9 protein-coding genes and 2 pseudogenes are annotated in these 11,948 nt (G+C 53.8%); 4 read left to right on the top strand and 7 right to left on the bottom strand.

The window, feature by feature from the left end; all coding sequences use genetic code 11:
• Nucleotides 1–3 precede the first annotated feature (3 nt).
• Nucleotides 4–99 (bottom strand): annotated as a pseudogene (locus B378_RS17480) (IS6 family transposase); the annotation flags it as partial.
• A gap of 232 nt (nt 100–331) precedes the next feature.
• On the opposite strand from B378_RS17480, the gene B378_RS0109925 reads away from it, so the two are divergent.
• Nucleotides 332–1,591: an RNA-guided endonuclease TnpB family protein gene (locus B378_RS0109925; RefSeq protein ID WP_026046245.1), complete on the top strand. Its 1,260-nt coding sequence runs from the start codon at nt 332–334 to the stop codon at nt 1,589–1,591.
• 1,163 nt (nt 1,592–2,754) lie between these two features.
• Here the strand turns inward: B378_RS0109925 and B378_RS16780 are convergent.
• The 6 genes from B378_RS16780 to B378_RS0109915 all read right to left on the bottom strand — a co-directional run bounded on the left by B378_RS16780 (nt 2,755) and on the right by B378_RS0109915 (nt 9,028).
• Nucleotides 2,755–3,129, bottom strand: a complete 375-nt coding sequence (locus B378_RS16780) for a hypothetical protein (protein ID WP_155118208.1) — start codon at nt 3,127–3,129, stop codon at nt 2,755–2,757.
• Nucleotides 3,130–3,462: 333 nt separating this feature from the next.
• Nucleotides 3,463–6,309: a PKD domain-containing protein gene (locus B378_RS16775; RefSeq protein WP_155118207.1), complete on the bottom strand. Its 2,847-nt coding sequence runs from the start codon at nt 6,307–6,309 to the stop codon at nt 3,463–3,465.
• Nucleotides 6,310–6,392: 83 nt separating this feature from the next.
• On the bottom strand, nt 6,393–6,899 hold the full coding sequence (locus tag B378_RS16770; RefSeq protein ID WP_155118206.1) for a hypothetical protein: 507 nt from the start codon (nt 6,897–6,899) through the stop codon (nt 6,393–6,395).
• Complete coding sequence (locus tag B378_RS0109920) at nt 6,896–7,462, bottom strand: hypothetical protein (RefSeq protein WP_017343644.1); 567 nt, start codon at nt 7,460–7,462, stop codon at nt 6,896–6,898. Before B378_RS0109920 ends, B378_RS16770 begins: the two co-directional genes overlap by 4 nt.
• Nucleotides 7,455–7,802 carry a Mov34/MPN/PAD-1 family protein gene (locus B378_RS17520; RefSeq protein ID WP_394295097.1) on the bottom strand — a complete coding sequence of 116 codons (348 nt, stop codon included), beginning with the start codon at nt 7,800–7,802 and terminating at the stop codon, nt 7,455–7,457. Before B378_RS17520 ends, B378_RS0109920 begins: the two co-directional genes overlap by 8 nt.
• A gap of 554 nt (nt 7,803–8,356) precedes the next feature.
• On the bottom strand, nt 8,357–9,028 hold the full coding sequence (locus tag B378_RS0109915; RefSeq protein ID WP_017343643.1) for a hypothetical protein: 672 nt from the start codon (nt 9,026–9,028) through the stop codon (nt 8,357–8,359).
• 814 nt (nt 9,029–9,842) lie between these two features.
• On the opposite strand from B378_RS0109915, the pseudogene B378_RS16425 reads away from it, so the two are divergent.
• From B378_RS16425 to B378_RS0109900, 3 genes and pseudogenes are all read left to right on the top strand, one after another.
• Nucleotides 9,843–10,477 (top strand): annotated as a pseudogene (locus B378_RS16425) (IS6 family transposase).
• Nucleotides 10,478–10,538: 61 nt separating this feature from the next.
• A complete protein-coding gene (locus tag B378_RS0109905; RefSeq protein WP_017343641.1) occupies nt 10,539–11,015 on the top strand; it encodes a hypothetical protein in 477 nt (158 codons plus the stop codon).
• 388 nt (nt 11,016–11,403) lie between these two features.
• Nucleotides 11,404–11,817: a winged helix-turn-helix domain-containing protein gene (locus B378_RS0109900; RefSeq protein ID WP_017343640.1), complete on the top strand. Its 414-nt coding sequence runs from the start codon at nt 11,404–11,406 to the stop codon at nt 11,815–11,817.
• Nucleotides 11,818–11,948: the final 131 nt, after the last annotated feature.

Below are 11,948 nucleotides of genomic sequence, written 5' to 3'. Positions count from 1 at the left end.
GCGTTAAGTTTGACGTGAATTGTGGTAGACGGCGAAGGCTTCGAGCCAGTTTTGAGCTGTCTCTAACGCGACATTGCTAAAATTATTCGCAAACGATGATAGAGATACGAGCGCATACCCCCGCCTTGCCGTGAGTGACGAGTGTTCCGACAGAGTGTCGGAACCGAGGAACGAACAGGCGGGGGTCGAGCGGACATCATAGTGTGACAACCCACCGTTCTATTGTAGTGCCGGATTTCCCACGGGTTCACTTCCACTCCGGATGGCTGGGATATATATCTGCCACAACCAAAATCTTCGTACGGTGACGATGGATCTTCGTACGGTGACGATGGGCGAACTCACGAAAACCCTCGAACTGAAGCTTGTGGACCCGAACCTCCATAAGCGACAGAAACTTCGTGAGACACGCGACGCCTATCAACGGGCGCTTCAGGCCGCCTTTGACACTGGTTGTGACACGCAGTCAGCAACCAACGATGTGGTTGTCGAGTACGACCTGAGCGGCTACGCGAAAAATGCTCTCAAGAAGTACGTCCCACAACTCTGTGGGAACAGCTACGACGCCAACGAGATCCACGACGACCACCCAGTGCGGTTCACAAACGAGGGCCTACAACTCGACCACCAGCCACAGAACGCTATCGAGTGGTACGCCAAAGTCCCGCACCACGAGGATTACCACCTCTGGATACCGGCACGCGCCAATCCCGACCAGCGGGATTGGCTTGAAGCGTTAAACGCAGACGACGCCGAGATGGGTGAAAGTCGGCTGTTCGAGCGGGATGGAACGTGGTACCTCCACATCACCGCTACCCGCGACGTGGAGGACGAATCTGAGGCGTCCGCCGATAAGCGGACGCCGGTTGGTGTGGACATCGGAGAAGCGAGCCTCGTCACGGTGTGTCACCGCGACGGCTCCGGTTCTCCGGTTCGCCCCCGCCTGTGGGCCGACGACGGCAAAGCCGTTCGTCGGCTCCGAAAAACCTACTTCACCGCCACAAGACGGCTTCAGAAGCGTGGTAGTGAGCGAATCGCAGAGTCCTACGGTGACGCACTGTGGGACCAGATTGACGACGTTTTTCACCGTGTGACCAGCGAGGTCGTGGACTACGCCGAGTCCGTCGACAACCCAGTGTTGGTGCTGGAAGACCTGAGGTACATCCGCGAGAACATGGACTACGGTGAGTATATGAATCGGCGGTTACACGGGTGGGGCTTTGCCAAGCTCCACGCACAGATTCGCTACAAAGCCACCGAGAAGGGGATTCCCGTCGAGACGGTGAATCCCCGGAACACGTCGAAGGCGTGTCACGCCTGCGGTGAACACGGTTACCGGCCACGACAGGCGACGTTTAGATGCTCGAACGACGGCTGTTGGGTCGGTGAGTATCAAGCCGACGTGAACGGGGCGATAAACATTGCAGACCGCTACCGTAGTGGAGAGAGTCACCGCCAAAGCGACTGGGCTTCCCGGCAGAAGGCTGGTGACGATGACTCGGCTACGGATGGGGCCTCTTTGACCGGGCCACAAGACAGCCAAGCCGATGCTGAAAACCAGCAGACGACGCTTGGAACGTATGCGTCTTGAAATCAACAGGCCGCTTCGCTCGGCCTGAAATCCCGTGGTGGGATTCCTCCGCGTTCACGCGGAGGAGGAGGTCAAGTTTGTTGTTCTATCTCCCAAAGGACACGTTCGATGGCGTTCCGATTTCCATGTCGAATGACTTGAAATCGATAGCCGTCTTCAGCGAGTACTGATCCGAGATAGTCCGCGTCATCGACGAGAAATTCGATATTATTCAGCTGATAGCGCTGATGTAGATCGGTCAGAAACCATCGCGTCGTCTGTTTATTTGCGGTTGGATAGAGGCTCACATGGAGGATCTCGTTCGTCTGTGATCAACCGCGCCGTACAGCCAGAACTGCTGGCCGTGGAGGCGGAGCATCTTTTCGTCAACCGCGAGTTGATCCTCTGAGACGGTCGAGATCGGCTGTAAATCGGCTTTGTGAACCCAATTATGGATCGCAAGGCTCTGTTGAAATCCTATTATTCGGACACATCATCGGCTGAAACAGCCGATAGAATGCGCTTGCGAATGTGGCGCAAGGTGCGGATCAACCTGTAAAAGAATCAATTGCTTACTGTGGAATATACATAATGTTATAATAACTTTTTTATAGTTACTATAATGACATGTGATATGAAACGAAGCGAGATTGAGCGTGACACAGATCTTGAGGTGAGCGATTGGTATGAGTCAGAAGTCTCCAATGTCACGTGTTGGGAGTGTGGGCATGAACACGATGAACTTCTTGTTCTTAAGAGTAGCCGTCTGTACAGTATAGCCGGAAAAGTACGATGGAAATGTGAAAACTGTGGTTCAATTGGCACTGACTGAAGAGTGTCAGTACGTTGTTTTTCGACAAAGACCTACTATATTGACCACACCCGGGACAGAATGTGTCACTTCCTAAGGATTTCAACAGAGCCGATCGCAACATGACCCCGCTTGATCCCAAATAGTTCAAGATGTTTACTTACCTCACGTAGTGACATACCGGCCAAGTGACAGCGGATCCCTATTTCAATCGCCCAGCGCGGAGTTCGATCTCGCTCCACAAACGACAAGTCGATCCACGCGATACGTTCGCTGAGGCGGTCGAATTCTGCCATAGACACTCAGAACTCGTCCGCCTCATCCTCTAACTTAACACGACCAAATGGACATCCATAGAGATTATTAATGGATACTACTGGAGTAATCTGATCCCGACGACGAGAAGGAACAAGCCGGAAATTCCAACAAGTATGAATTCAGTTATGAGGCTGGAGGCTGTTGAGCCGTTAACATTCTCTCCAGGTAGATTCGATTCGAGTGCCTCGATTTCCATCGAGAAGCCAGTTAGCTGGCGTTCATCTTCTGGGTGTCCAGCTGGGTAATAGAGGAAGTCCGCGATTATTACGCGTGTCCCTGTAGAGCTCGCATACACTTGTGCTGACATCGATTGGGTCTCTCCCGGAGATAATCTGAACGTCGCACTCAATTTGCCCTGACCACTGCTTCCCACACCATCGGTACCCGAGACGTACATGTCCGACGGGATAGTTAGAATGATCTGAACCACGACAGTACACTGATTCGATTGAGGTGTAACGATTTGTCCAGAAACTAGAGCAGGCTGATTTGTAGTGATTTGATCATCAACTGCTTGGATTGAGGTCTGGCTAATACTCGCTTTCTCTTGGACATTCCCCGAACACGTCTCAGAATTCGTCGCATTGGTGAGAGTTACATCTGCGCCCGACATCGCCGTCTGCGGAGTTGCAGCCACAACGCCAGTACAGACAACCAGCACTGCGAGTACACAGACAAAAGCAATGTGTGTACGGGCACTACTAATCATGATGGCTACTCAAAAATGGACGAGTCTAAAAACAATGACGCAGTCTCTCATCCTCTATAGAATATCATCAATTAGGGAGTCAATCCAAGTCGTAACCTGCGGGATAATTCCTGGTCGTTGAATCGTGACCTCCTCGTTTGACTGACGAACATAACTTATGTCCTCTGGTTGGCTGGCAGGATAATATCGAATTGTTACATCAATGGGAACATCTGATCCGATGATAGATTCATCAGCAATTCGTAGACCAACACGCATTGATCGCTGAGCTCCGGGTTCAATTCGTCCGATCCCAGTAATCTGAGCGTTATTCGCTTCGCTCACGCCTCGCTGTCGAACTACCTCAAGGCCATCGGGCGTATCAATGATGAATTCCACGACGACAGTTCGATCATTTGACGACGGGTTCTCTAGTGAGGTAGTCAAGAACGTTTTCGTAACCCGCTCACTCTCCGGGTCGATCTCGATGTTGGATAGGTGTGTACTCTCTGTAGGCGGTTCACGGAAGCTACGGACATTAACTGACCAAGACCGGGTAGAGGTACTACCCTGTGGATCACTCGCTTCTACGGTCAGATCGTATGTACCTCCCTCATCAAAAGTCTCTGTTACTGACGGTCCAGCACCGATTATGCTGCTGTTTCGGTACCATTGGTACTCCACACCCTGTTTTTCCGGATCGACAGCTGATACATCAAATGAGCGAGTTTCGCCAGACATCACGGTAAGGCTATCCTCACCTGGTGAGACATCACGAATTTCGGGAGGTCTACTTTCGACCTCCATGTCCCACGTGACTTGGTTTTCGGCACCATGACTATCTACGACCGATATCTCAACTGTCCTTTCCCCCGGAGTTGAGAACGCCTGCTGGAAGCTGACGAGTTCTTCATCACCCGTCATTCGTTGCGTTTCAACTGTGTCTCCATCTATCTGGAACCGGACCGTTGCTGGTGACGAATCACGGTTGGTAATAACAGCAGCAAAGCGAGCGGTCCTTTGTGAAAGAATAGATTCAGAGTCTTCAGAGGGATTCCGACGTACTATCGAGGGCTCATCGTTCTGGACACTAACCGTATAGGTCTGCGTCGTTTCAGCACCGTACTTGTTGGTCACCGTGAGAGTGACCTCATGCTTGCCGACTTCGTCGAAGCGCATGGTTGTCGACTGTTGGTCATCGGTTTCCCCCGTGTCGGAACGCCACTGGTAATCGAAAGACAGCGACCGGTCTTTGGGATCTGAAGCTTCTACGTCGAATTCAACCGGTTCACCAACCGCCACTACTGGTTGTTCTGGACCAGCAGATTCGAGCCGTGGTGGTGTTGATTCGACGGTAATTTCAGTTGATTCGGTTGCCACGAGACCAGCTTCATTTGTGACCTCAACAACGGCTTCAACTGTTCCAACCTGCGCGAAGGTATGCTGGATAGACCGTCCAGTAAACTCATTACCAGCTATTTGCCACTGGACGTCAGTGATCCCCCTACCGTTTGGATCAGTCGGGTCGACAGAGAATGTAACTGACTCACCCGGGGTGACGGTAGAGCGGTCTGGTGTTATTTCAGAGATAGAGGGGCGAGCGAGGGCTTTCACTGTCCACTCAGCGAAGGTATCTTCGGTGAGGTCGCTGTCATCAGAAACTCTGACACTCAACGTATGGGTTCCAGGAGTCAAGATACTCCTGTCAAGATCAAACGACGCGCCTGTCCCGACTTGATCTCCGTCTACTCGCCATGAGATATCGAGGTCTGAATTCGGTGTATCGCCGTCCTCAACAGTTACTCTGAACGATGTGGATTGATCTGGCTCGATATCAACCGACTCGCTTTCTGGTGTCTGTTCAGCAATCCGTGGCGGCGTGACAACATCGATCGTCCACTCACGAGTTGCTGCCTCGGTTTCGGCTTGATTATCGTTAACGACGGCTTTCAGTGTATGAGTCCCCGGAGAAAGATCATCAGCGTAGACAGTAAACCGGTCAGCGGTACCATAGCTCTCACCGTCAATGAGCCATTCCGTCGAGAGGGCCCCAGGACTAGAGTCAGGGTCAGAAGCGTCGACACTGAATTCCTCGGAATCGTCTGTCGCAACATTGAGCCTCACATTACCAGATGGGAATGCCGAATCGATTGTCGGCGGCTGCGGAGGCTTCTCGATGACCACCTCCTTGTACCATGAATCATCGTCAGTCTCAACGCCGAACTCGTAGGTCCCAGGTGAAAGGTCGCCTGTGTCGATCGTACAGGACATGTCGTCTCGGATCTCTGAGGCCTCTAGTTCAAGGAACTCACCGCCCACATTTTCGTTAGCAAGATAGCAGTTCGCATACTGAGTTCCGAGCCCCTCTCCATCATTGAGGATAGCATACATTATCTTCGCAGATTCGCCTTTTTCAATCCGTGAAGTTACTTCTCCGTCTTTCTCAATACGGAGATTACCTACGATGAAGTTCGGCTCACCAGCTTTGACAAGGAACGGAAGGTCATCAGTGCTTGAAGGACTCTCGATATAATGCGTGTATTCGCCGGGCGACAGCGGATCGCTGTCGACAGTAAGGAACCACGTATCTGTTTCTCCAGGCTCCAAGTACATTTCATTCTCCCGATATATAGAACCTACTTCATAAGTAATAGTCTGGGTGCCAGCTGCGTCCCCCTCATTAGTTACCTCAATTTCTAATTCAAATGTGTCTCCTTGTACAACGCTGGAGTCGGCAATGGTTTTGACAATGAATTCTGTGGAATCTGATTGGTGGACAGCCTCGCCATGTCCACCGATTTCTCTAGTTTCGTCTAAATTGTCAGTAGCAGATACAGGTCCTGTGAGAAATAACGTAAAACAAGCTACAATAACAATCGAAGCAACGAGTGCCGTTTTGATATGGCCACCCCCCTTGAGCATTTGTACAGTAGTTGTAGATTATCTCTTATTAATCTGTCTTTCAGTTGTTATTTATTATTCCGCGAAAAATTTGCTAGCGGCAATCAAACGTGGTCTTGATCTGAACACTCGTCAGAAGTGTTCCGAACGTACTCGTCTTTATCAAACATCGATGGCTGACCCTCTGATTCTTTTTCGCCTTCATCACCAGTTGGACCAGATGTGGCTTTAGCTGATTCTTGAAGCTCTCGTGCCCCATTGATGGCCGCATCAATATGGTCCGCAGTCTCTTCCAGCTTCGCAATTGCCGCATCGAGTTCGGCGGAAACACTGGCTGACCTGGATCTCGAATCCGTCGGTTCTGTCCCAACTAACTCCGAAAGCGTAGTAATGTGGGTCTCCGCATCATTCACCGTGTTATCGGCGTCGAGCAATCGCCGGTGTAGTTCTGCAACGGTCGCGGCCGTCACCTCGACATCAGGGGACGACGGGGTATGCTCGTCCGTCGTCGCGTTACGCTCAGTTTCAGGGGTGAGAGGCGAGTCACCCTCACAGTTAGCGCGCTCTTCGGCGGACTTCTGATTGTCTGGTTCTGTCGTATTGTCACTCATAATTGCTCATCTCCGTTGGTCATCTCCTCGATGGCGTTGCGAATCGCAGAGGTCGGCATCCCCGTATCATCAGCGATGGTGCGTGCGTCGCTCCGCTCAAGGTCCTCAACGAACCTGTTATTATGAAGCGCCCAATGACGAACAGCCTCGCTAATGGACGGGACGTAGCGAACAGTCCGCCCATCCCGAAATCGTCCGAAGGCACCTTTATCAACGAGTTCGTTTAATTTCGTTGAGAGCCACGGCCGATGTTTTGCCGACTGGTATTCTTCGATGACATCGGGGTGGTCGTTCTGTAGGAGTTCAATGATCTCATCGGTAGTCCGGGGAGACCCCATATCAGTGAGTGCCTCCGACAGTCGGCGCTGCGGGGGAGACAAGTTTTCAGCTATCTCCTCAGAGTCGGACTCAGCATTACTCGTCGGCAGGTACCCGACGTCAGCGAGTAACTCTTCGAGCAGTTCGGGATCATTCGCGGCGAGATCAGAGATCCCCTTGACTGTGCTCTCATCGAGTTGCGCAAGCGCCTCAGCCAGGCGCGGGTCCAGATCAGCATCAGTCATCGCCAGTCACCACCCGTCGTGGGTTACGGAATGCTGGTCCGTACAGCGCTAGCTCATGCCGATACTGTTCACCGCGCCACGAGACGCTGTTGCTTCGGACAACCGGGTCATGGCGCTCCGACGGGCCCGGATTCCCATTGTGGTCTTTGTACGCATGGATTCCTTGGAAGAACTCAAAGTCCGAGGTACCCAGCGCATCCGAGAACTGTGAAGCGATCTGCTCAGCACTGTCGCGGTCAGTATCACTCGGGCGCGTCGACCCACCTGGATGTGTGTGGAAGCGTGCCAGTAGCTTGGGTGCTTCGCCGTCTGGATACAGCGCTGCGACCTTACGCGCCATCTTTCGCCCGTATGACGTGACACTCCGACGAGTCGCTGACGCGTAGTATTCCGGATTGTCGACGCGGAAGAGGTCGGTGGGAGTAGTGTACGTTGGTCCAGCCAGGATGTACACAGTCTCAACACGCTGGTGAGCTCCGTTGAGACCGCGGGCTTCCAGCTTTTGAAGGAAGTCCCGACCCGTCGGGAAGACGAATGTACCACGATCGTGGGCCGTCGATGAGTCTCCCGGATCGACATCAGGGGTTGGGGGACTCGTGGGGCCTGACGGGGCATCTGAGCCACTTCCAGACGGCTGGTCCACGTCAGAGCTCAGATCGATCGTATGCGTCCGGAACCATCCGCTTGCGGAGCCACTGTTCTCGCTCGTATTGGATTTCGTAAACCCGGTGTTGATCGATACATCAACCTCCCAGTCATCGTTGTCACCGCCCTGATCGTCGTCGTCATCACCTCCGAATAGGTTTCCAAACATGGTTTGTAAGGTTCAAATCCGTCAGCAAAGCCATTTAGCCAACAATGTACCGATGTTCGACCAAACGGACGCTGACGTGGTTATTGGCGGAAATTAACCCCCACTTTCGGCGCGACGTACATCATCCCAATCATCCCCAACGCCACGAGTAAGATGAGCAGGGTGCTATTGCTCACATCGGGGATGCCGATCCCGGGCTCATCGTCACCGGTGTTGGGCTCCTGGACGTCGAAGTTAAACGTGAGCCCATCGATCTCCTGAGACATCTCCGGATGGCCAGCGGGCCAGTACTCGATGTCTCCGGTAACCCGGAGCTCACCGGTACGCTCGCTGTAGACATTCCCCGAGAGGTCCATGATGCCGGATCCCGGCTGCATCGTGAACGTGGAGGTCACCATCCCAGCACCGGCGCTCCCCCAGTCACTGCCGCCGGAGATCGACATTCCCGAGGGAACCCGGAGCGTAACGGCGACCTTCACTGGGCACTCGACAGTATTGTCGAGCTGGAAGCCCCCGTCGATGCGCCCCGCATCCCCAGAGGTGATCACCGTTTCAGGCGCGTAAAGCCGTGCCTGATCCATCTCGGGAGTCCGCGGGTTTTCGCACTCTTCAACCTGCGTCGTCGTCGTGTTGTCTGCGGTCGAGTTGTTCTCCTGCGCAACTGCGGGCCCGGCCGCGAGGGGGAGCATGACGCTGCCCAGAACGATCGCGGCCACGAGCACGATCGCCGTCTGCGATTTGTGAGATGCCATGACGCAACTAGGACATGACACCCCACCAACTTAAGCTTTACTCGTAAGTGTTACTCGTACTGGTTATTCGTACTATCTTCCAGAGCCTCTATAATCTATTCAACGCCAGTCCAAGTGTCCTAAGAGGCATGATCCGCTCGTTTACTCATAGAATCGAAGTTGAATTTCACTAGTCTGTGTTTGTTCGGTAGTGTCACTCTCATCAAATTCGTAAACGACGTACCCTGTTAGTTGGTATGGGCCTGACTCGGTAGCACGGACAGCGATCTGCTCATTGGCTGTGTCACCGGGATCGATTTCAAAGGTTGATGTGTATTGACCTCCACCTTGATTAAATGATGTCTCGGATACAGTTAGTCCAGTTGGAACTTCGAGAATGAGTTGCGCTGAAACTGGACCATCCCCAATTGTGTTCGTGATACTAAGTGTTAGATATACAGGATTTCCAACAGAGACAGCCTGTTGCTCTGGCTTTAACGAAATAGTTACATCCGTATTATCTAAGTTAATCGGATCTTCCGGTAGTGGCTGAACATTAACAATTTCACTGGCACGGGCTACGTCAGATTCGTGCTGATAGCCGACTCTAGTATTTGGAAATGCTTCACCACTATAGACAATATTATTTCCATAAGTAATTAGAACCTCAACCGTGTGTCGACCAGCTTGCTTAAACCGGTGCGTAAATTGGGGACCTTCTGAGATATACTCTGACCCCTCCGGTACTGAGGCCCGCGTATTTGGTCCTACTCGCCAAAAATAGGGCGGTGTTCAGATAAGAATTGAAATGTGAGGCGTACGTTTTAAAGTATCTATGCCCGAAAACAACCGCCTCGGCGGCTGTTTAGACGAGATCAACTTAGACTTTGTGGAGCGAGAGGCAACACCGCGGCTGTTGATGAAGCTCAGTATTCAGCTTCATTTAGCAGGATTATCGCTTTCGAATACTATCTTGTTTCTTGAGGTATTCGGTGTTGAACGAGTGCGCTCCACCGTTCATAACTGGGTTCACAAAGCCGATCTACAGCCGGAGTCTGGCCGGAGCCCGAATCACGTTGCGGTTGATGAGACGGTGATTCGGCTTGACGATGAACAATATTGGCTGTACGCTGCTGTTGATCCGAAACGAATGATCTGCTTCACACACAGCTTGAGCCGACGACAAATAACGCTCTCGCAGATCGATTTTTCGCTGATCTCCGTGACAAACACGACGTGGATGACGCAACCGTTCTCGTCGATGGATCAGCTTCACTTCAGCGAGCCTGTCGCAAACACGACCTCGATTTCAAATATGAACGACATGGAAATCGGAACAGCGTCAAACATGTCTTTCGTAATATAAAACGCAGAACTATCAGTTTCTCAAACTGTTTTAGAAACGCCAAAGCAGAAACTGCTGATGAGTGGCTCAGATCGTTCGCTTTCGCATGGAACCAGCTTATCTGAACACTACGGCGCACGACCCGCACAAGGACTATATTTCGCTCGGATCTATCCGTCTGGCGAGATGGACCGCAGGCTCCTCGCCGTCCCGGGCGCCCTCCTGCTCGGCTTCCTGATCGCGGACGTGAGCGTCGTCGGCTGGCGGGCGACGTTCTACCCGGGACCGGGACTCGACCAACACCAAGTCGTGAACGCAACCGACCTCCCCGCGCGGTGCGCCGACGCCGCGGTCGCCCTCGCGGACGGCAACAACGTCTCGATCCGAGGGTACCGGATCGCTCCCGAGTCCGTCGACCTCCTGATCGAACGCGCCTCAACCTCCGGAGAGTGGGCCCTCGGCGACGCGAACTGCGCGAACCGGCTCGCCGGAGTCGACAACCTGCGCGTCGACGGGGAGTCGTACAGGGTCCTCGGCGGGTACTCGCGCGAGCGGCTAGACCGGACCCCGCTGGCGGGGCTGGCGAGGCTCGGCAGCGGGCTCGTCGGCGTCGCGCTGCTCGCGGTCGGGCTCCTCGCGACCGTCCATGGGGAGTCAGAGTGACGGCCTCATCGTCTCCCGACGAGGTTATTTAAATAACTCGCGGTGGCGCGTGCCGGCGAGCGGCCGCCTGTGGCGGCCGCGAGTCGCACGCGCGAGGGAGTCGCGAGCGCTTTTAAGCGCGAGCGACGAGGCTGGGGAGGTGTGAGGCGCTGTGCTGTGCGGGGTGGGACTCAAAGGGGCAGCCGTGAGGCCGGCGTAGGCGACGCAAGTACCGCAAGGAGAGAGCGCTAGCGACCGACTGAGGAACGCAGCGAGCGTACGCCGGCCTCACGGCTGGGGCTTTGGCGGTCTTCACCGATGATCTTCCGTCAGTATTTAAAAGACGGCTTTTTTGAGAAACTTTGGCTTAAAAGAGCCTAAGCATCCCTCCCTCGTACGAAACACTACGATGGCGACGAATCACTCGCAGCCCGCCGGCGCAGGATTCCCGGAGGATCCCGAAGACCTGCTGCCCGAGGACAGCGTCCTCAGCCTCGACGAGTACCTGGCGATGCACGCAGCGGTCGGACACCGCACCAGGTACGAAATTCTCTATCGACTCGTCCACAGCGACGACATGAGCCCCAAAGAACTGGAGGACGCTATCGAGGTCGACGACAGTACCCTCCACTACCACCTCAACAAACTGGTCGACGCCGGCCTCGTCGAAAAGCGCCAACACACCGAGCGAGGAGCGGACGGCCTCTACACGTACTACCGAGCGACGGTGTTCGGCGAGGTAACGCTCACGAGCGGCGTCGACGAACTGATCCGCGGCGAAGCGGAGTTCGAAGCGATGTACGACAGTTCGACCGAGGATTGACATCCTCCCCGCGCTGAAGGGCGGAGCTTTCTCCTTACACTTCCGTAACGGACTCCTCGCCTCTCCCGCGAGCTTTTAAATAGCGCAGTGGCGCGTGCCTGCGAGCGGCCGGCAGGCCGCGAGCAGCACGC

Origin of the sequence: Halorubrum sp. T3 (assembly GCF_000296615.1) — an archaeon.
GTDB lineage: Archaea > Halobacteriota > Halobacteria > Halobacteriales > Haloferacaceae > Halorubrum > Halorubrum ruber.
The sequence above is the reverse complement of the archived record's forward strand: the minus strand, read 5'-3'. Positions and strand labels throughout refer to the sequence as shown.